The sequence below is a fragment of the Pantoea sp. Cy-640 genome, assembly GCF_011752635.1.
Classification (GTDB): domain Bacteria; phylum Pseudomonadota; class Gammaproteobacteria; order Enterobacterales; family Enterobacteriaceae; genus Pantoea; species Pantoea dispersa.
In genome coordinates this window covers 394,266-414,391 of record NZ_VWXB01000005.1, presented here as the reverse complement: position 1 = coordinate 414,391, position 20,126 = coordinate 394,266, and the positions used below count along the sequence as shown (strand labels likewise).

Sequence of the window (20,126 nt, the reverse complement as noted above, 5' to 3'; positions counted from 1 at the left end):
CGTTCAGCCCGGCTTAAGAATGGCGGGGGCAGCGGCGGCGAAGCTTCAGATTTTTTTGCGATTCTTTTACCGCTTCGCATGCTATTGTCAGCGCACTCTTCTGTTGCGGAGCTGTCGTCATGGTGCTGCAAACCCTCGATCTCAATCTGCGCGAAATCGTGATTCTCGCCCTGCTGCTGTGGCTGTTTGTCCGCTATACGTGGGTGATGGCAGCCCTGATGCTGATCGTCGCTGCCATCGCGCTGCTGGTGCTGCTGCCGCTGGATATCTACTACACGCTGGTGCCGCTGGCGCTACTGGGCGTTGGCCTGGGCATGCTGCTGCATCACTATCAGCAGCGCCAGCTCCTGCTGAAACGCGAGGCGCGCACGCCGCGTAGCTACACCAGCAAGCAGGATGAATTTCACCTGTAACGCGGATCGCGCCCCATGCGCTGCATGGCACGCGCCCAGGCACCACGCTTGATTGACCAGCGCAACAGGGCGGCAATCAACGCGATTTGCTTATCAATCCGCCATTGCGTCACTGGGCCGATCGGCTGTTGCATCAGCTGTTGCGCCCAGTCGGGCAGCAGACCACAGCCAGCCCGCAGCATGACGCGCATTGCCGGTTTCGCCTGCCAGCTGGGTGCCGGCGCGTTAAGCAGCAGCTGCATCACTTCGTGAGTGCGCGCATCGTAAACCAGCTCTGCCCGCATCGCCTGTAAATAGGCCTCAACCGCCTCTACGCTTTTCGGCACCTGCTGCGCACCAAGCGCTTCCGCCACCCGCGCCGCTTCGGCGTAATAACGATCGCGATCGGCGAGGCTGAGCTGCGGATTTTTGTAGCGCAGATGCGCGGCCAGGAAGCGGCTGGTTTCTGCAACGTGCACCCAGGTGAGCAGATGCGGATCGCTGGCGGCATAAGGTTTGCCGGTGTTATCGATGCCGGTGACGCGCAGATGGATGCGTTTAACCCGCTCAATCAGGGTATGCGCATCGGCGGTGTTGCCGAAGGTGGTGACCGCGATGAACTGGCTGGTGCGCCGCAGCCGGCCGAGCATGTCCTGGCGGAAACTGGAGTGATCCCACACGCCCGCCAGCGCCGCCGGATGCAGCATCTGTAGCATCAGCGCGCTGATGCCGCCGCACAGCATCGCGGGAAAGTCGCCGTGCACCTGCCAGATGATGTGGTCAGGGCCGAACAGGCCGGGATCGCCCGGCGGTTGAGAGATGTCAAATTCGTTGAGCGACAGGCCGTTAAGGCGAAAGACCTGCTGTTCAATGCGGTGGCGGAGATTCATTTGTTCGTTCTTGCGCTAATGACCTTTTCCCTCACCCCAGCCCTCTCCCGCACGCGGGAGAGGGGGGCAGTCCGCTGAAGCGGGCAGGTCAGAGGATAATATCCGCTAAAAGTCGGTTTGATCGGTTCCCTCTCCCGCCGGGAGAGGGTTAGGGTGAGGGAACCAGGATAACAAACCCTCAATTACAAATAATCGAACTGCGCATCCTGGGTTCTGACTGAATCCAGACCGATCATCACGTTGAATTTGCCCGGCTCGGCGACGTGCTGCATCTTCTGATTCCAGAACTTCAGCGCATCGACATCAATCTTAAAGCGCACGGTCTGTGACTCGCCGGCTTTCAGCATGATGCGCTGGAAGCCGCGCAGCTCCTGCACCGGACGGCTGATACTGGCAACCGGATCGTTCAGGTACAGCTGCACCACCGTGGCACCATCGCGTTTGCCGGTATTCGTCACCGTCACGCTGGCTTCCACCATGCCGTTACGCGGCATGGTCGGGGCAGACATCTTCACCGGCGACACGCTGAACTGGGTATAGCTCAAACCGTAACCAAACGGATAGAGCGGACCGTTGACCGCGTCGTAATAGTGCGAGGTGTACTTGTTCGGCTTCTCGAAATTGTACGGACGGCCGGTTGGCAAATGATTGTAATAAATCGGAATCTGCCCGACCGAGCGCGGGAATGACACCGGCAGTTTGCCCGATGGGTTGTAATCACCGAACAGCACATCGGCGATGGCGTTACCGCCTTCGGTACCGCTGAACCAGGTCTCCAGCATCGCATCCGCCATGCGGTCCTCATTCACCAGCGCCAGCGGACGGCCATTCATCAGCACAATCACCAGCGGTTTCCCGGTGGCTTTCAGGGCCGCCAGCAGCTTCTGCTGGCTCGGCGGGATCACCAGATCGCTGCGGCTCGACGCTTCATGCGCCATGCCCTGCGCCTCGCCCACTGCCGCCACTACCACGTCCGCTTTTTTCGCCTGCGCGACCGCTTCGTCAATCAGCTGCTGCGGCGAACGGGCATCGACGCTGACCGCCTGCTCATACAGGTTGAGGAAGTTCTGGATACCTTTGTTATCAGAAATATTGGCCCCTTTGGCATACAGCACGGTGCCTTTGCCGGCCATGGCGCTGCGCATGCCCTGCAGCAGCGAGACAGATTGCTTCGCCACACCCGCAGCCGACCAGCTGCCCATGATATCGCGCTGGCTATCGGCCAGCGGTCCCACCAGCGCCACGGTGGCCTCTTTCTTCAGCGGCAGGGTTTCATGCCAGTTTTTCAGCAGCACCATACTGCGGCGCGCCACGTCGCGCGCTTCCGCCCGGTGCAGGCGGCTTTCCGCATTGGTGTCCTGCGGATCGCTGCCTTTCGGACCGAGATGGCTGTACGGGTCGTTGAACAGGCCCATGTCATATTTAACGTTGAGCACGTGACGGGCCGCATCGTCGATTTCCGCCATGCTCACCGCGCCGCTTTTCACCAGTCCCGGCAGGTATTTGCTGTAATACTCGTCGCTCATACTCATGTCGATGCCGGATTTCAGCGCAATGCGCACGGCATCCTGCGGATCGCTGGCGACGCCGTGTTTGATTAACTCTTTGATGGCACCGTGATCGCTGATGGTGATGCCTTTGAATTTCCAGTCATTGCGCAGAATATCTTTCAGCAGCCAGCTGTCGGCGGTGGCCGGGGTACCGTTCAGCGAATTGAGCGCCACCATCACGCCGCCGCTGCCGGCATCCAGCGAAGCTTTATACGGCGGCAGATAATCCTGGAACAGGCGCTGCGGACTCATGTCAACGGTGTTGTAATCACGACCGCCTTCCACTGCGCCGTAAGCTGCAAAGTGCTTAACGCTGGTCATGATGGCGTAGCGGTCGGCGGCGCTCTTGCCCTGCATGGCTTTGACCATCGCACTGCCCATCTGCGAAGTGAGATAGGTATCCTCGCCAAACCCTTCAGAGCCACGGCCCCAGCGCGGTTCGCGCGAGACATCCACCATCGGCGCCCAGGTCATGTTGAGGCCGTCGTCTGCCGCTTCATAGGCGGAGATGCGTCCCACTTCGCTAACGGCTTGCAGATCCCAGCTGGCGGCGAGGCCGAGCGGAATCGGAAAAATAGTGCGCTGGCCGTGCACCACGTCATAGGCAAAGAACAGCGGCACCTTCAGGCGGCTGAGCTGCATGACCTGATCCTGCATGGCGCGGATATCCGGACGCGTTACCGTATTGAAAATCGCCCCGACCTGGCCGTGCTGAATCATGTCGCGAATCGCCTCTTTTGGCGTATCCGGACCGACGCTGATCAGGCGCATCTGCCCGATCTTTTCATCCAGCGTCATTTTGCTCAGCAGCTGATTAACAAAGGCGTCGCGCGCCTGTTCCGTCATTGGATGGGGGCCGAACAGATCGTCCGCAAACGCGGGTTGCACGGCAAGGGAAACAGCGAGGCTAACAGAGTAAATCCATTTCATCAGGTCGGGTTCTCTTAAGTAACTGCGCAATATCGAAATAACCGGGGCAGTGTGCCACAAGATGAGGATAGCAGGTAGCCGCCATTGTCACACTGCGCCCCCGTGGCCGACGCGTGCTACAGTAGAAACGCCACGTTAACGACAAGGATAGGCTAATGAATAACAACACCTCACACCCTGCCCTGCTGTCCGAGCTGCGCCGTCTGGTCGGCGCATCACAGCTGCTGACCGACGCGGAGCAGACCGCGCGCTATCGTAAGGGTTTCCGTTCCGGCGAGGGCGATGCGCTGGCGGTGGTTTTCCCCGGCTCGCTGCTGGAGCTATGGCGCGTGCTGCAGGCGCTGGTACAGGCCGATGCCATCGTGCTGATGCAGGCCGCCAATACCGGCCTGACCGAAGGTTCAACGCCCAACGGCAACGATTACGATCGCCCGGTGGTGATCATCAGTACCCTGCGTCTCGACAAACTGCAGCTAATCGACGGCGGCAGGCAGATTCTCGCCTTCCCCGGCAGCACGCTGTATCAGCTGGAGAAAACCCTTAAACCGCTCGGGCGCGAGCCGCACTCGGTGATTGGCTCCTCATGCATCGGCGCCTCGGTGCTGGGCGGCATCTGCAATAACTCCGGCGGCTCGCTGATCAAACGCGGCCCGGCCTACAGCGAAATGGCGCTGTTTGCGCAGGTGGACGCCGACGGCAAGCTCCGGCTGGTCAACCATCTGGGCATCGAACTCGGTCATTCGCCGGAAGAGATTCTCGGCCGGCTGGACGACGAGCGCTGGCAGCCGGATGACGTGCGCTGGGATGCGCGCCACGCGTCCGACCACGAATACGCCGAACGGGTGCGGGACATTCACGCCGATACGCCGGCGCGTTTCAACGCTGACCAGCGGCGCCTGTTTGAAGCGTCAGGCTGCGCCGGCAAACTGGCGGTGTTTGCCGTGCGGCTCGACACCTTCCCCACCGAGCCGAAGCAGCAGGTGTTTTACATTGGCACCAACGACCCGGCGACGCTCGGCGAGCTGCGTCGCCACATGCTGGCGGAGTTTACCCATTTACCGGTCGCCGGTGAGTACATGCACCGCGATATTTTCGACATCGCCGAGGTCTACGGCAAAGACACCTTTGTGATGATTGATAAACTCGGCACCGACAAGATGCCGCTGTTTTTCACCCTCAAAGGCCGGGTTGATGCCTGGCTCAGCAAGCTGAGCTTCGTTAAGCCGCACCTGACCGATCGCCTGCTGCAACGCATCAGCCGCTGGTTCCCGGCGCATCTGCCGAAGCGCCTGAAGCAGTATCGTGACAAATACGAGCACCACCTGATGCTGAAGATGTCCGGCGACGGCGTGGCCGAAGCGCAGGCGTATCTGCAGGAGTATTTCCGCGAAGGCGGCGGTGAGTTCTTTGCCTGCGACGCCAAAGAGGGCGCGCACGCCTTTCTGCATCGTTTTGCCGCAGCCGGTGCCGCCGTGCGCTATCACGCGGTGCACGCTGACGAAGTGGAGGATATTCTGGCACTGGACATTGCGCTGCGCCGCAACGATCAGGAGTGGTTTGAGCGCCTGCCGCCGGAGTTTGATAACGATCTGATTCATCGCCTTTACTACGGCCACTTCTTCTGCCATGTGTTCCATCAGGATTACATTGTGAAGAAAGGCGTTGATGCCCATGCGCTGAAGGAGAAGATGCTGGCGATCCTCGCGGCGCGCGGCGCGGAGTATCCGGCAGAGCATAACGTTGGTCATCTGTATGCGGCCAAACCGCAGCTGCAGGCGTTTTACCGCCAGCTCGATCCGACCAATACCTTTAACCCGGGCATCGGGAAAACCAGTAAGCAAAAAGGCTGGGCGGTGAAAGCCTGAGTCAGATCTGCCGGCCCCGTAGCGGCGCGATTTATCGCGCGGGTTTGCTGCATCAGAGGCAAACCTTAGCGCAATGAATTGCGCCGCTACGGTCTCATGCCATTATGGCAACGCTTCACCTTCATTCTGCGTCGCCGGCAGCGCGCGGCGTTCGATAATCATGGTCTGCGGCGTCGACAGCACGATGCCCTCTTTACGCAGGCGCGTCAGGATATCGAATAGCAGATCGCTTTTCGCACCGGAAATCTGGCGCTGGCTGGCGACGTTGCCGGTCACGCTCAGCACAATACCCGCCGGCGTCAAATCTTTAAACGAAACCGACGGCTCCGGCGTTTCGAGAATACGCTCGTTCTCGCGATAGACGTCCAGCAACAGTTCACGCACCTGCACCGGATCGATATCCAGCGGGAAGGTCAGCTGAATCGTCACCACGCCCTGCGCATTGCCCATGGTGGCGTTACGCACGTTCTGCGAAATCAGCTGCGAGTTCGGCACGATCACCGTGGATTTATCGCCCAGCTGAATCTCAGTCGCACGCACGTTAATACGGCGAATATCCCCTTCGATGCCACTGATGCTCACCAGATCGCCGACCTTCACCGGACGCTCGGTCAGCAATATCAGACCGGAGATAAAGTTCTTCACGATCTCCTGTAAGCCGAAACCGATACCCACCGACAGGGCGCTGACGATCCACGCCAGCTTGTTCCACTGCAGCCCCATAATCGACAGCGTCAGCAGGATAATCAGCACGTAGCCGATATTGCTGAACAGCGTCACCAGCGACACGCGCATGCCGATGTCCATGGTGGTCTTCGGCAGGAACTCTTTGTCCAGCCAGCGCCGCACCGAGCGCAGCACGTAGATACCCACCACCAGACACAGAATGGCGTTCACCATGTGCGCCGGCACAATGTTGAGCGACTCCAGCCCTTTGCCACCCCAGAACTCAATGACTTTCTGGATCAGCTCAATCGGCGTGGACGAGGCAAATGTGCCGTTGAGCAGCGCCAGCGCGACAAATGCCACCAGCAGAGTTTTACCCACGGCGCTGAGCAGCGTTGCGGCCTGCTGCAGGTAGCGCTCGTCAATATTCAGTGAGGTCTGCAACCGCTTGCCGGTCGCGTTGTTGGTGGAGAACAGGCTTTCACAACCGTCGTTGATCAGATGACTGAGGAAGTAGAACGAGCCAAACAGGATGCCGCACCAGATCACTTCATAGCTGAGGAAGCGCGCCAGCGTGACGTAGCCGACAATCAGCGAAACCAGAATCGCCACGGCGGTGACCGTCAGCGCCAGCTGCACCAGGCCGACGACTGTGGGACGCGCTTCCGGCGGATTGCCGGCCTGCGCCATGCGACGACGCACGCGATTGGTGCGCATGCTGATCGCCAGCCCGGTGCTGCCAATCAGCAGCGCCGTCAGGCCGTTAGCAAAAATGGTGGTGTTCAGGCTGGTGCCGACCGTGTAGTTAAACGACTCGGCGGTCTGGAAGATAAACACCAGCGCGGCGGTAATCGGCGGGAACGGCTTCAGCGCCAGCGCCACTTCACTGGAGATGCTCGGCAGACGCCAGCTCGGGCGGCGCGTTGACAGAAATGCGCGGCCGAGACCGGCGATCAGTCCGCAGTAAACGCTGAGCTGCACCAGACGGCTGATAAAATCCTGCACGTCGCTGGACACTTCATCGCGGCGCACAAACGCCAGCGAGAGAAAGTTAAAGGTCAGCACCACGGCCGCCAGCGTGGTCAGCGCAATCGCCGCCGCGAGGAAGCTACGGCGCAGCCGCCCTTCCGGCAGTTTGTGAATGCTGACCCACGCCAGAAACTCTTCGCTGTAACGTCGGCCCAGCGTCATCACCAGCAGCGCCGCCAGCAGCCAGCCGACCGTGCCTACGCGCCAGCCCGGCTCCCACGACAGCGCGGCGGTATCCTGCAGCTCGCTGATAAAGTCGCCAATTTTTTCGCCATCCAGGTCCTGACGGCTGAACAGCGGTGACCAGAAGCGTGGCCCTAAAATACTGCCGGAGTTGAGCGCCAGCTGGCTTTTCAGCTGATCGCGCCGCAGGTTGACGATCTGCGAGGACAGCACCAGCGCCCCGTTTTTGATGCCGTCGGCCTGCTTGATCTGATCATCCAGCTTGCCCTTCTGATTCTCCAGCGCGGCGCGTTTGCGTGTCACTTCCGGCGTCTCTTTCACGCCGCTGTCCGCCTTCGGCGCCGGGCCGAGCACCGCCAGCTGCGCATCCAGCTGCTGACGCTGCGGAATCAGCGCCTGGCCGAGGGTTTCCGCATTACCTGACAGCTCCAGCGCCATCTCATTGAGCTGGTTGAGCTGGTTTTCATTGGTATCGCCAGACACCTGGCCCTTAATTTTGTCGAGGATCTTCTGCATCTTCGGCAGTTCTACCGCCGGATTGACCTTCGGTGCCGCGTCTTCTTCCTGCTGCGCGGGCGCGGCGTTGTCATCCGCATAGCTGAGCGCCGGCGTGAATAACACCAGCAGCAGCAGGAACGGGGTAAAAAGAGAACGAAACTTGAACATATGAGTGAGATTCCAGCGCAATAACAGCCTATAAACGCAAGGTTGACCGTGAATGGTCGCCAGTGTAGGACTTTGCCGTTAGGGAAACTATAGGAATGGTGGCGTAAAACATTGGTGCTAACGATAAGAAATTTTGTTCATTTAAGCGCCGTTGACCGTCAGTCACGCGCCACCACAATACACGGCGCACTCCCTTGCGCCGCTACGCTAAGTAACGGGTTGCGTTACTCCACGTCCGCACTGCTGGCAAGCTGCGACGCTTTCTGCTTTTTGTACGCCAGCGCGGCCGCCGGCACCGGCGCCGCCTTGCCGGTTTCCAGCCAGTCGCGCAGGCGGTTGGCATCGGCAAAGTGGGTATATTTGCCAAACGCATCCAGCACCACCAGCGCCACCGGACGGTTATTAATCATGGTACGCATTATCAGGCAGTGACCGGCCTCGTCGGTGTAACCGGTTTTGGTCAGCTGAATGCGCCAGTCATTTTTGTACACCAGATGGTTAGTGTTGCGGAACGGCAGCGCGTAGCTGGGGTGTTTAAACACCGCCGTCTCCTCTTTGGTGGTGCTCAGCTGACCAATCAGCGGATACTGGCGCGTGGCCTTGAGCAGCTTCACCAGATCTTCCGCACTGGAGACGTTGTGCAGCGACAAACCGGTCGGCTCTACGTAATGGGTGTGCGTCATGCCGAGCGCGCGCGCTTTGGCGTTCATGGCGCGGATAAAGGCATCGTAACCGCCGGGATAGTGATGCGCCAGGCTGGCCGCCGCGCGGTTTTCCGAGGACATCAGCGCCAGCAGCAGCATGTTGCGGCGGCTGATTTCACTGTTGAGCTTCACGCGCGAGAATACGCCGCGCATTTCGGGCGTCTGGCTGATATCCACCGACAGCATTTCGTCCATCGGCAGCCGGGCATCCAGCACCACCATCGCGGTCATCACTTTGGTGATCGACGCGATAGGCCGCACCCGGTCCGGATGGCTGGAAAACAGCACTTTATTATTATCGAGATCGACAATCAGCGCGCTGCCGGAGGCGATTTGCGGCTGGGCAATCGGCGCCAGATCGGACAGTTTTGCTGCGGCGGTGAGCGCCGGAGTCATCACAGCTGGCGCGGCGACAAACAGCGCCAGCGACAGCAAAGAAATACGCATTTTTACAGACATCGTGTCAAAAAAATCCGGTGAGGAGGTTTGCGCTGTGTTGTAACACAGGCCGCCGGCGTCAGGCCTGATGCGACGCGGGCTGGCTGCGCTATCATACGCGCTCATCTGCGAAATTTCTTAGAGAGATTGTTTCCGGGCGTTAAAAAAGGCGGGTATAACAGTCGCTGCCAGGCGCAGCGGGATCAGTCAGGTCGCCATGGCTGACGACCTGACCCTTATCACGGTCAGAACAAGCGTGGTCCGTAACCCCACAGAATCACCGTCAGCGCCAGCAGCACCTCAAACACCAGCACGCCAATCGCCAGCGTAGAGCCGGAGAAGCGCAGGCTCTCTTCACGGTCAATGTTAAGGAATACCGGGATGCCGACGTACAGCAGATAGCCGGTATACATCAGCGCTAACGCACCGGCCAGCACGCACAGCCACACCAGCGGATAGAGCGCCACCAGCCCGCTGATGAACAGCGGCGTTGCCACATAGCCGGCAAACACGGTACAGCGCTGGATGCTGGGACGCTGCGGATAGTCGCGCGCCATCCAGTGAATTACGCGGCCCATCACCGCCACACCGCCTAAGATGATCAGGTAAAACAGAATGCCGAGACCAATACCGGTCAGCATGTTGAGTTGCACGAACTGCCCTTCGCCCAGATTCCAGCCCAATTGCGTGGTGCCGATAAAGGCGCAGATCACCGGGATCGCCGCCATCAGCAGAACGTGATGGGTGTAGTGGTGCGAAACGCTCTCGTTTTCCTGCTTGATATCACGCATCTCCTGATTGGGATGCGCCAGAAGACCCCAGACATGATTCATACAATCACTCCTCTGATGCGACGGGCTGCCCCAGCGATCAGGCTGTCCAATGCAGGCAGCTTCAGTTCAAGTATAATCGGCGCGGCTGTTTTTGCGGCCAGCGGCACAAAAAAAGCCGCAGCCAGCTAGACTGTTAGCTGTATCGCTTACCCAGGGAGGAGCAATTGCACATCGATATCAATGGATTAATCACCCAGTACGGTTACCTGGCGCTGCTGATTGGCTGCATTGCCGAAGGGGAAACCTTTACCCTGCTGGGCGGCGTCGCGGCGCACGAGGGCCTGCTGCACTTCAGCGGCGTGGTGCTGGCGGCGATGGGCGGCGGCATTATTGGCGATCAGCTGCTATTCTGGCTTGGCCGCCGCTATGGCACGCGCATTCTGCGGCGCTTCCGCAAACATCAGGACACCATTAAAAAAGCTAACCGGCTGATTCAGAAACACCCCAGCCTGTTTGTGATTGGCGTGCGCTTCATGTACGGCTTTCGCCTGATTGGACCGATTATTATTGGCACCAGCCGCCTTAAGCCGCTGCGCTTTTTCGTGCTTAACGTCATTGGCGCCGCGCTGTGGGCGCTGATTTTTGTCACCCTCGGCTACTTCGCCGGTGAAATTATTACGCCGTGGCTGCACAAGCTTGATCAGCACCTCAAGCACTTTATCTGGCTGGCGGCGGCGATTGTGTTCGGCATCGTGCTGCGCTTTGTGATTCGCCGCTGGAACCGCCGCCGCGCCGGTTAACTGTGGTAACCCTTGAACTGCGGGTTGGCCAGCATGAAGCCGCCGTCGACCACGAATGACTGTCCGGTGGTGTAAGTGGCCCATTCCGAGCACAGCCACGCCACCAGACTGGCGATTTCGCGCGTATCGCCAGGGCGGCCAATCGGGATTTCCGGCATGCGCCGGCTGTGCGCCTCGCTGTTGCTCATGTCGTTCATCGGCGTAGCGATGGCGCCCGGCGCCACGGCATTCACCAGAATGTGATGCGGCAGCAGGCTCAGCGCCATCGATTTGGTCAGCCCGCCAAGCGCATGCTTGGCCGCGGTATAGGCGGCGGCGTCCGGCAGCGGCGTATGCTCATGCACCGAGGTGATGTTGATGATGCGCCCGCCGTCGCCCTGATCCACCATATGACGCGCGGCAATCTGCCCGCAGACAAAGGCGCCGTCTACGTCAACGGTAAAGACTTTGCGCCAGTCCTCAAAGGTCACATCAAGAAAATCGGCTTTGGTCATCACGCCGGCATTGTTCACCAGCACATCGATGCGGCCCAGCGAATTGATCAGCTGCGCCAGCTGCTGCCCGCCAGCCTGCGGATCGGACAGATCGAGCTGCCGCACCTGGGCCAGCTGGCCTTTACTCTCCACCAGCCGCGCGGTCTCCTGCGCGCCCTCTTCATCCGAGCGCCAGGTAATACCGACGGTGTAACCGGCCTCGGCCAGCATCACGGCGCAGCTGCGTCCAATCCCCGAATCTGAAGCGGTCACTACGGCGACTTTCTGTTTGCCCAGTGTCATAACGTTCTCCTGCCTGATGGGTGTCTTCACAGTATAGAAGTTATCGTTCTGTGCCACGTCGCAGCCGATTCTGCCGTTTCGTCTATAGTTAACAATCGGATAGCGTTCAGGAGGCAGGATGAGCAAGATTAAACGCAGAATTGACGACCACGGCGTCATCGGTGATTTACGCACCTGTGCCCTGATCGCGAACGACGGCACCATTGATTATCTCTGCTGGCCCGAACTCGATAGCCCCTCCGTGTTTGCCGCCCTGCTCGACAGCGACGAAGCCGGCCTGTTTTCGCTGGCACCGCAGTGGCAAAACGCGCGCCAGCAGCAGCTCTACCTGCCCGATACCAACATTCTGCAAACCCGCTGGCTTGATGAAGCCGGCGTGGCGGAAATTACCGATTACATGCCGATCTGCGACGAGCGTAGCAAAGTGCCGCGCCTGGTGCGGCGGGTAAAAATGATCCGCGGCACCGCCACCTTTGATCTGCGCTGCGCGCCGCGTCACGACTATGCCCGTGCGGAAACGCGCACGGAGACGCGCCCTGGCGGTATCGCCTTTGTCGCCGAAGGCCAGCCGTCGCTGCGCCTGAGCGCCACGGTGGTGATGACGCGCGAACCGGACAGCGCGGTGGCGCAGTTTACCCTGCAGGCCGGTGAGCACGCCGAATTTGTGTTTGGCAACGATGACGATCCGCAGGTGCAGCATATCGCGACCGAGCGCTGCTTTCGCGATACCGTGGATTACTGGCGGCGCTGGAGCAGTCACAGCTCCTATCGCGGCCGCTGGCGCGAGATGGTGACGCGCTCGGCGCTGGCGCTCAAGCTGCTCACCTCGCACCAGCACGGCTCGATTGCGGCAGCCGCCACCTTTGGCCTGCCGGAAGAGCTGGGCGGCGAGCGTAACTGGGATTACCGCGCCTCGTGGATCCGCGATGCCTCGTTCAGCATGTACGCGCTGATGCGGCTCGGCTATGTGGAAGAAGCGCGTGACTTCACCCATTGGGTCGGCCGCTGCGTTGAGCACAGCCACGACGATACGCCGCATTTGCAGGTGATGTACCGTCTCGACAGCGGCACCGAGCTGCACGAGACCGAACTGCTCAACCTCTCCGGTTACGCCAACTCGCGCCCGGTGCGCATCGGCAATGATGCCTGGCGTCAGACGCAGCTGGATATTTATGGCGAGCTGATGGATGCGGTCTACCTTGCCAATAAATACGGCGAAGCCATCTCGCAGCGCGGCTGGCGCCATGTGTCCAGCATGATTGACTACGTCTGCGTTAACTGGAACCAGCCTGACGCCGGTATCTGGGAGATGCGCGGCGAGCCGGAGCACTTTCTGCATTCGCGCCTGATGTGCTGGGTGGCGCTGGACCGCGCGCTGCGGCTGGGCATGAAGCGTTCGCTGCCGATGCCGTACGATCGCTGGGACCGGGTGCGCAGTGAGATCCGCGACGACATCTGGCAGAACTTCTGGAACGACGAACTCGGCCACTTCACCGCCACGCGCGGCGGTAAATACCTGGATGCGTCGATGCTGCTGATGCCGCTGGTGCGCTTTGTCAGCTCGACCGATCCGGAGTGGATCGCCACGCTGGATGCCATTAAAACCCATCTGGTGAGCGACGGTTTAGTGCGGCGTTATAACATCAGTGAGACGCCCGCCGATGCCCTGACCGGTGGCGAGGGCGCGTTTGCCGCCTGTTCGTTCTGGTATGTGGAGTGTCTGGCGCGCGCCGGGCGGGTGCATGAGGCGCACTTCGAGTTTGAAAAGCTGCTGAGCTACGCCAATCCGCTGGGATTGTACGCCGAGGAGTTTACCTCGCACGGCAACGCGCTGGGCAACATGCCGCAGGCGCTGACCCATCTGGCGTTGATCAGTGCCGCGTTTTTCCTTAACCGTAAACTGAGCGGCGAAGTGACGCTGTGGCAACCGTAAGAAAATTCACATTTTGGGCGGCGTGGCAAAGAGAATAGTCTGTGAAACGCCGCGTTTTGCGTAAAGTATCTTCAACCAGCGAAAATCCTGATTCCCATCATTGCGCCTATGCACATATAATGCGCAGCGGGTTATTCTGACCCTGATGGGTTCGACACACTGACAAGCCATGAAAATGGCCATAACGACTTGTAAAAACATGAAAAAAAGCATTCGCGCGTTCGCTTCACTCGCCCTCGTACTGGCGGCGTTCAGCCAGTCGGCCTTTGCAGTCGTCTATCCGCTGCCTCCAGCGAATAGCCGCCTGATTGGCGAAAATATTGAAATCACCGTGCCAGACGACAGCAAACTGCCGCTGGAAGCGTTTGCGGCGCAGTACCAGATGGGCCTCAGCAACATGCTGGAAGCCAATCCGGGCGTGGACGTTTACCTGCCGAAAGCAGGCACTAAAATGGTGATCCCGCAGCAGCTGATTCTGCCTGACGCACCGCGTGAAGGCATCGTGATCAACAGCGCCGAGATGCGTCTGTATTACTACCCGAAAGGCACCAAAACTGTCGTGGTGCTGCCGATCGGTATCGGCGAGCTGGGTAAAGATACGCCGGTTAACTGGACCACCGCGGTTGAGCGCAAGAAGAATGGCCCAACCTGGACGCCAACCAAAGCGATGCACGCAGAGTACGCGGCGCGCGGCGAGAGCATCCCGGCCGTGTTCCCGGCAGGTCCGGATAACCCGATGGGCCTGTACGCGCTGTACATTGGCCGTCTGTATGCGATTCACGGCACCAACGCCAACTTTGGTATCGGCCTGCGCGTGAGCCACGGCTGCGTGCGTCTGCGTGCAGACGACATCAAATGGCTGTTCGACAACGTGCCAGTGGGTACGCGCGTCCAGTTCATTGACCAGCCGGTAAAAGCCACCGTTGAGCCAGACGGTTCGCGCTACATCGAGGTTCACAACCCGCTGTCGACCACCGAAGAGCAGTTTAACTCACGTGAACTGGTGCCAATCAGCCTGACGTCCGCCGTGACCAAAGTGGTGGCCGATGCCAGCACTAACCAGGATGCCGTGAACAACGCCATCCAGGCACGTACCGGTATGCCGACCAAAATCAACGGTCAGCCGGGCGAAACCCAGCCTGCGCCGGTGATGGTACAAGAGTCTTCTGACGCGATGCCGAAAGAAGAGCCGATGACGCCGCAGGGTGCCACCGCCGTCGCGCCACAGGCCGATGCGCAGCAGCCCGCTGAAGCCGCTCCGGTTGAGCAGGCCGCGCCGGCACAGCCTGCCAGCAACGGCAACAGCCTGTAAGGGTTCGCTGTCGATGATCAAGCCAGCCGCAGGGCTGGCTTTTTTATTGCCCGATCGCCGGGATCATTGTGCGGTTGTGTCGCGGCGCAGTTGCGCGCTCAATCGTGTGGTCGGCGTAACGCCAGCCAGCCCGCCACCAGAGTAAACACCAGCACCACCAGCACTAACAGCAGAAAGCCGTGCGGATTGTTCGCCAGCGGAATGCCGCCCACGTTCATGCCAAAAAAACCGGCCACGATATTGATGGGCAGCGCCAGCACGGTGATTGAGGTGAGCAAAAACAGCGTTCGGTTGCTCTGCTCCATCAGGCGGGCAGCGATCTCCTCCTGCAGCAGGCGAATGCGCTCCATCAGGCTGGCAAGGTCGTTAAGCGCTACGCTGAACTCCTCGGTGAAAATCCGCAGCTCACTGAGCGGTTCCCGGTTGAGCCAGTTTGGCGGCCGGTTAAGCAGGCGAAACAGCGCTGCCGGTTCCGGCGCCAGCAGCCGCTGGACGCGCAGCAGCATGCGGCGCAGATGGCCCAGCTCGCTGCGGTTGGCTTTGATCGCCGCGCTCAGCAGCCGCTCTTCTATCGCATCCACCGCCTGGCTGGAGCGCCGCACCACCTGCTCCAGCTGCGCTTCCTGTTCGCCGAGCAGCCACAGCAGCATCGCATCCGGCGCGCTGAAGCACAGCCGATCAATCTGCTGATGCATACGTTCAATCATGCCAACCGGGCGATAGCGCGCGCTGACCATCACCTGCGGCCGGCACCAGATCCACAGCGTCGCATTTTGCGTGCTGCGCTCCTCTTTACTGAAGGTGACGTCATTCAGCACCGCCAGCAGCGCATCGTTTTGCTGCGCCAGCCGGGTGCGCGGCGAGGCCGAATGAATCTCATCGAAAAAATCGTCATCTACGCTGAAGTGGTCCTGAACCCAGCGCTCGGCGCGGGCATGATTCAGGTTAATGTGCAGCCAGAGAAAGCAGCCGTCGGGTAAGGTGTGCCGCGCCAGCTGCGCGGCCTCGCGGGCGTTGAGCCGCTGTGGCGGCGCATCCGGGTTGAACAGGTAACCGTGAATCAGTCCGGCAACTTCGTTATTGAAGTCGGGCAGCGAGGCAAGCGGCAGAACAGGCTGGAGCATAGCGGCGTGAAGATCCCAGAGCGGTCAGATCCACAGCCTGCGACAGGCCTGTTACAGCATGATGACAGCCCGCGCTGGCATCATCATTCTGTCATACAAAACCCGTATCACACTGCAGTTAACGGGTGCCATTTGTGCATCGTTAATTCACCCTGGGGGGTGTGTTATGGCTGAAAACAGTTTCCCTGCATCATCGTCCGACCGCGGACGGCCCAATCTGCACCCGCGCAGCGGTCGCGCGTCGGGCATGTTCTTTCTGCTGTTGCTGGTGGCCGGGCTGCTCTTTACCGGCATCAACCTGTTTAACGACGTAGAAGAGACCGGCGCGGTCGTCACCAGCTATACGCCGTTCCTGCTGCTCGGCGTGGCGCTGCTGATTGCGCTCGGCTTCGAGTTTGTTAACGGCTTCCACGATACCGCCAACGCCGTCGCCACGGTGATCTACACCCACTCGCTGTCGCCGGGCGTGGCGGTGGTCTGGTCCGGCTTGTGTAATTTCCTTGGCGTACTGCTCTCCAGCGGCGTGGTGGCGTTTGGCATTATTTCGCTGCTGCCGGTGGAGCTGATTCTGCAGGCGGGCAGCGGTCACGGTTTCGCCATGGTGTATGCGCTGCTGTGCTCGGCGATTGTCTGGAACCTCGGCACCTGGTATTTCGGCCTGCCCTCTTCCTCTTCGCACACGCTGATCGGCTCGATTATTGGCGTGGGCGTGGCGAATGCGCTGCTGCACGGCCGCAGCGGCACCAGCGGCGTCGACTGGGAGCAGGCGGTTAAAGTCGGTTACGCCCTGCTGCTGTCGCCGGTGATTGGCTTCATCTGCGCCGCCGTGCTGCTGCTGGCCATGAAGGCGCTGGTGCGCAATCGTCAGCTGTATCAGGCGCCGGAAGGTAATCAGCCGCCGCCAGCTTGGATTCGTGGCCTGCTGATCCTCACCTGTACCGGCGTTTCGTTTGCCCACGGCTCGAACGACGGTCAGAAAGGCATGGGGCTGATTATGCTGATCCTGGTTGGCACCATGCCGATCGCCTATGCGCTCAACCGCTCGCTACCGCCGGAACAAATTCCGCGCGTGGCGGCGTTAACCCAGGTGACCGAACAGCAACTGCTGACGTTGCAGCCACCGCCCGCCGCAATGCCGGCAGCGCGTGAGGTGCTGACGGAATATGTACGCACCAGCCAGAGCCGGCCGCAGGTGCTGCCGGCGCTCGGCATGATGCTCGGCGATATCGGCGAACAGATTCGCCAGTACGGTTCGGTAGAAAATATTCCGGCGCAGGCGGTCACCAATACGCGCAACGATATGTATCTCGCCTCGGAAACCATCAAGCATCTGCAATCGGCCAACGTCGCGCTGCCGGAGGAGACGGCGCGCAACCTGACGGCGGTGAAGCACGAGCTGGACGCGGCTACGCGCTTTATCCCGATGTGGGTCAAAGTGGTGGTGGCGATTGCGCTGGGTCTCGGCACCATGGTCGGCTGGCGCCGGATTGTGGTTACGGTGGGTGAGCGCATCGGCAAAACCCATCTCACCCATGCGCAGGGTGCCAGTGCGGAGCTGGTGGCGATGGCTACTATCGGCGCGGCCGATGCCTTTGGTTTACCGGTGTCGACCACCCATGTGCTGTCGTCCGGCGTGGCCGGTACCATGGCGGCCAACCGATCCGGCCTGCAGCTCGCCACCCTGCGTAATCTGGCGCTGGCGTGGGTGCTGACGCTGCCGGTATCGGTGCTGCTGTCAGGGCTGCTGTATGCGCTGTTTATTCATCTGGCCTGATAGGCTCTGAAGACTGCTGGTGCAGGCGCAGCGTAATCAGGAACGCGCCCAGCACCATCAGTGCTGCCGCCAGATACACCGACTGCATGCCCCAGTGGCCGATTAACAGCCCCGCCACTGGTCCGGTCAACCCCAGCCCCAAATCGAGAAACGCCGAATAGGTCCCGAGCGCCGATCCCTGATCCTGCTGCTGTACCCGCTTCACCGCTTCCACGCCCAGCGCCGGGAACACCAGCGAGAAACCGCCACCGGTGAGGAAAGCGCCAATATCCACCAGCCAGCTGCTGTCCGCCTGCCAAATCAGCAGCAGACCGGCCCCCTCCAGCACGAAGGAGATCAGCGAGACCTGCAGCCCGCCGAAGCGCGTGATATAGCGCCCGCACGCCAGCCGCACCAGCACGAAGCCGAGGCTGAACAGCGTCAGCGCGAACGCCGCGCCGCTCCAGTCGCGACTGGCGAAATAGAGGGTAATGAAGGTGGAGATTACGCCAAAGCCGATGGTGCCAAATCCCAGCGCCAGGCCAAACAGCCAGACGCGGCTGACCACGCGATGAAACGGAATGCGCACGCCGGCGCTGACGCTGACCGCCGGCTTGCCGGAGGCCATCCAGAAGCCGATCGCCCCCATCAGCGCGACCAGACCGGCAAAGCCGCTGATGCCAAAAATCTGATTCAGCAGCACGCCCAGCGGCGCACCAATCGCCATGGCAAAATAAGTCGCCACGCCGTTCCACGAAATGACCCGCGCGGTTTGCCGCGGGCCAACGATGTTCATGCCCCACAGCGTCGAGCCGGTACTGCTGAAACTTTCCCCGACGCCGAGAAACAGCCGCCCCAGCGCCAGCAGCGTCAGGCTCAGCAGCGGCGCACCGCTGCACAGCGCGGCAATGATCGACAGCACGCCGCTCATGCCGCAGCACACCAGCCCCATCATCACCACGCGTTTCGGGCCGTAGCGATCGGCCAGCCGGCCAGAGTGCGGGCGACTGAGCAGCGTGGCGAAATATTGCAGACTGATGATCAGCCCGGCGATAAACGAGCTGAAGCCCAGCTGGTTATGCACAAACCCCGGCAGCACCGCCAGCGGCAACCCGACGGACAGGTAGCAAAAGAAGGTGAAAACGATGACGGAGAGGATGCGTTTATTTAACTGAGCATTACTCAGTACAGCGGCGTCAGACATGGAAGATGGCGTCAGAAACGTGGTGAAAGCGAAGGTTCACTATACCGGTTAGCAAACTAAGGATCGCGGCTTTTTTTGTTATAAAACATGGCGGCAGCGCACGCTTTCACCGGGTGATCGCTGGCTTGCCCGTTAACGCGGCGGACCTGACGGTTCAGGTACCACCGCTCAGGTTCAGATGCAGGACACCTGGGCCATGCGTGCGGCATGGCGTTCGATGGCGCTGGCAATCTCGGCGGAGACACGCAGCGTGCGGATCTCGCTGAACAGGCCGTCGGCCTCATGGTAGGCTTTGCGCAGATAGCCCAGCCACTGCTTGATGCGCGCAACGTGATAGTTGCCGGTATCACCCTGCTTCTCCAGCTGGGTGTAGCGCAGCAGCAGCTCAACCACCTGCGACCACGGCATCGGGGCTTCGTTGTATTTCACCACGCGCCCCAGGTTAGGCACATTGAGCGCGCCGCGCCCGAGCATGACCGCGTCGCAGCCGGTAATGCGCAGGCAATCCTGCGCATCCTGCCAGTTCCAGATTTCGCCGTTAGCGATCACCGGAATTGTCAGACGCTGGCGAATCTCACCAATCGCCTGCCAGTTGATGCTCTCTGCACGATAGCCGTCCTCTTTGGTCCGGCCATGCACCACCAGCTCGCTGGCACCGGCCTGCTGCACCGCATCGGCGATCTCGAAACGCCGCGCGCCCGAATCCCAGCCGAGCCGCACTTTCACCGTGACCGGCAGATGAGCGGGCACCGCCTCGCGCATCGCTCTGGCACCGCGATAGATCAGCTCCGGATCTTTCAGCAGCGTCGCACCGCCGCCGCTGCCGTTCACCAGCTTCGACGGGCAGCCGCAGTTGAGGTCAACGCCCCACGAGCCCAGCTCCACCGCGCGTGCGGCGTTTTCTGCCAGCCACTCAGGATACTGGCCCAGCAGCTGCATGCGCACGCGCGTGCCGGAGGGCGTCCGGCTGTGATGGTGCAGTTCCGGACACAAACGGTAGAAGGATTTTACCGGCAGCAGCTGATCGACCACGCGTAAAAACTCAGTGACGCACAGGTCATAGTCATTCACGCCGGAGAGCAGTTCACGTACCAGCGAATCCAGTACGCCTTCCATGGGCGCCAGTAAAACCCGCATA

General features: G+C 60.5%; 15 protein-coding genes. 6 read left to right on the top strand and 9 right to left on the bottom strand.

The genetic code is table 11. From position 1 onward, the window contains the following. Positions 1-119 precede the first annotated feature (119 nt). Positions 120-413, top strand: coding sequence for a hypothetical protein (locus tag F3J36_RS15725; protein WP_088516322.1), 294 nt, complete (start codon positions 120-122; stop codon positions 411-413). Here the strand turns inward: F3J36_RS15725 and F3J36_RS15720 are convergent. Both F3J36_RS15720 and bglX read right to left on the bottom strand, forming a co-directional pair. Beyond that, positions 404-1,282 (bottom strand): oxygenase MpaB family protein, encoded by an 879-nt coding sequence (locus tag F3J36_RS15720; protein ID WP_166719995.1) that lies wholly within the window; start codon positions 1,280-1,282, stop codon positions 404-406. The genes F3J36_RS15725 and F3J36_RS15720 overlap by 10 nt on opposite strands. A 182-nt stretch (positions 1,283-1,464) precedes the next feature. Next, on the bottom strand, positions 1,465-3,762 hold the full coding sequence (gene bglX, locus F3J36_RS15715) for a beta-glucosidase BglX (RefSeq protein WP_166719994.1): 2,298 nt from the start codon (positions 3,760-3,762) through the stop codon (positions 1,465-1,467). A gap of 155 nt (positions 3,763-3,917) precedes the next feature. Between bglX and dld the strand changes: the two genes are divergently transcribed. Then, entirely contained in the window at positions 3,918-5,627 is a 1,710-nt protein-coding gene (dld, locus tag F3J36_RS15710; RefSeq protein WP_058757837.1) for a D-lactate dehydrogenase, read from the top strand. A gap of 102 nt (positions 5,628-5,729) precedes the next feature. On the opposite strand, the gene F3J36_RS15705 is transcribed toward dld, so the two are convergent. The 3 genes from F3J36_RS15705 to F3J36_RS15695 form a co-directional block, all read right to left on the bottom strand. Continuing rightward, on the bottom strand, positions 5,730-8,171 hold the full coding sequence (locus tag F3J36_RS15705) for a DUF3772 domain-containing protein (protein WP_150361788.1): 2,442 nt from the start codon (positions 8,169-8,171) through the stop codon (positions 5,730-5,732). Between the two features lie 224 nt (positions 8,172-8,395). Then, positions 8,396-9,334 carry a D-alanyl-D-alanine endopeptidase gene (gene pbpG, locus F3J36_RS15700; RefSeq protein WP_166719993.1) on the bottom strand — a complete coding sequence of 313 codons (939 nt, stop codon included), beginning with the start codon at positions 9,332-9,334 and terminating at the stop codon, positions 8,396-8,398. Positions 9,335-9,558: 224 nt separating this feature from the next. Continuing rightward, the gene (locus F3J36_RS15695) at positions 9,559-10,146 is read right to left on the bottom strand and encodes a Yip1 family protein (RefSeq protein WP_021508475.1); all 588 of its coding nucleotides are present in this window, start codon (positions 10,144-10,146) and stop codon (positions 9,559-9,561) included. A 164-nt stretch (positions 10,147-10,310) separates the two neighbouring features. On the opposite strand from F3J36_RS15695, the gene F3J36_RS15690 reads away from it, so the two are divergent. Continuing rightward, positions 10,311-10,886, top strand: a complete 576-nt coding sequence (locus tag F3J36_RS15690; RefSeq protein ID WP_021508476.1) for a DedA family protein — start codon at positions 10,311-10,313, stop codon at positions 10,884-10,886. On the opposite strand, the gene F3J36_RS15685 is transcribed toward F3J36_RS15690, so the two are convergent. Continuing rightward, positions 10,883-11,662 (bottom strand): SDR family oxidoreductase, encoded by a 780-nt coding sequence (locus tag F3J36_RS15685; protein ID WP_058757839.1) that lies wholly within the window; start codon positions 11,660-11,662, stop codon positions 10,883-10,885. The genes F3J36_RS15690 and F3J36_RS15685 overlap by 4 nt on opposite strands. A gap of 118 nt (positions 11,663-11,780) precedes the next feature. On the opposite strand from F3J36_RS15685, the gene F3J36_RS15680 reads away from it, so the two are divergent. Continuing rightward, complete coding sequence (locus F3J36_RS15680; protein ID WP_021508478.1) at positions 11,781-13,595, top strand: glycoside hydrolase family 15 protein; 1,815 nt, start codon at positions 11,781-11,783, stop codon at positions 13,593-13,595. Positions 13,596-13,794: 199 nt separating this feature from the next. Beyond that, positions 13,795-14,907, top strand: coding sequence for a L,D-transpeptidase family protein (locus F3J36_RS15675; RefSeq protein ID WP_166719992.1), 1,113 nt, complete (start codon positions 13,795-13,797; stop codon positions 14,905-14,907). 98 nt (positions 14,908-15,005) lie between these two features. Here the strand turns inward: F3J36_RS15675 and F3J36_RS15670 are convergent, their stop codons facing one another. Then, positions 15,006-16,031, bottom strand: a complete 1,026-nt coding sequence (locus F3J36_RS15670) for a transporter (protein ID WP_021508480.1) — start codon at positions 16,029-16,031, stop codon at positions 15,006-15,008. Between the two features lie 166 nt (positions 16,032-16,197). On the opposite strand from F3J36_RS15670, the gene F3J36_RS15665 reads away from it, so the two are divergent. Further along, positions 16,198-17,805, top strand: a complete 1,608-nt coding sequence (locus tag F3J36_RS15665) for an inorganic phosphate transporter (protein WP_166719991.1) — start codon at positions 16,198-16,200, stop codon at positions 17,803-17,805. Here F3J36_RS15665 and F3J36_RS15660 read toward each other — a convergent pair. Next, positions 17,789-18,988 carry an MFS transporter gene (locus F3J36_RS15660; RefSeq protein WP_021508482.1) on the bottom strand — a complete coding sequence of 400 codons (1,200 nt, stop codon included), beginning with the start codon at positions 18,986-18,988 and terminating at the stop codon, positions 17,789-17,791. The two genes, F3J36_RS15665 and F3J36_RS15660, sit on opposite strands and share 17 nt — an antisense overlap. 174 nt (positions 18,989-19,162) lie before the next feature. Further along, positions 19,163-20,125 carry a tRNA dihydrouridine(16) synthase DusC gene (gene dusC / locus F3J36_RS15655; protein WP_031279875.1) on the bottom strand — a complete coding sequence of 321 codons (963 nt, stop codon included), beginning with the start codon at positions 20,123-20,125 and terminating at the stop codon, positions 19,163-19,165. Position 20,126: the final 1 nt, after the last annotated feature.

Excerpts from the sequence above, each read along its gene's own strand:
- F3J36_RS15725 (WP_088516322.1), top strand. The coding sequence starts at position 120 with ATGGTGCTGCAAACCCTCGATCTCAATCTGCGCGAAATCGTGATTCTC.
- F3J36_RS15720 (WP_166719995.1), bottom strand. The coding sequence starts at position 1,282 with ATGAATCTCCGCCACCGCATTGAACAGCAGGTCTTTCGCCTTAACGGC.
- bglX (WP_166719994.1), bottom strand. The coding sequence starts at position 3,762 with ATGAAATGGATTTACTCTGTTAGCCTCGCTGTTTCCCTTGCCGTGCAA.
- dld (WP_058757837.1), top strand. The coding sequence starts at position 3,918 with ATGAATAACAACACCTCACACCCTGCCCTGCTGTCCGAGCTGCGCCGT.
- F3J36_RS15705 (WP_150361788.1), bottom strand. The coding sequence starts at position 8,171 with ATGTTCAAGTTTCGTTCTCTTTTTACCCCGTTCCTGCTGCTGCTGGTG.
- pbpG (WP_166719993.1), bottom strand. The coding sequence starts at position 9,334 with ATGTCTGTAAAAATGCGTATTTCTTTGCTGTCGCTGGCGCTGTTTGTC.
- F3J36_RS15695 (WP_021508475.1), bottom strand. The coding sequence starts at position 10,146 with ATGAATCATGTCTGGGGTCTTCTGGCGCATCCCAATCAGGAGATGCGT.
- F3J36_RS15685 (WP_058757839.1), bottom strand. The coding sequence starts at position 11,662 with ATGACACTGGGCAAACAGAAAGTCGCCGTAGTGACCGCTTCAGATTCG.
- F3J36_RS15680 (WP_021508478.1), top strand. The coding sequence starts at position 11,781 with ATGAGCAAGATTAAACGCAGAATTGACGACCACGGCGTCATCGGTGAT.
- F3J36_RS15675 (WP_166719992.1), top strand. The coding sequence starts at position 13,795 with ATGAAAAAAAGCATTCGCGCGTTCGCTTCACTCGCCCTCGTACTGGCG.
- F3J36_RS15670 (WP_021508480.1), bottom strand. The coding sequence starts at position 16,031 with ATGCTCCAGCCTGTTCTGCCGCTTGCCTCGCTGCCCGACTTCAATAAC.
- F3J36_RS15665 (WP_166719991.1), top strand. The coding sequence starts at position 16,198 with ATGGCTGAAAACAGTTTCCCTGCATCATCGTCCGACCGCGGACGGCCC.
- F3J36_RS15660 (WP_021508482.1), bottom strand. The coding sequence starts at position 18,988 with ATGTCTGACGCCGCTGTACTGAGTAATGCTCAGTTAAATAAACGCATC.
- dusC (WP_031279875.1), bottom strand. The coding sequence starts at position 20,125 with ATGCGGGTTTTACTGGCGCCCATGGAAGGCGTACTGGATTCGCTGGTA.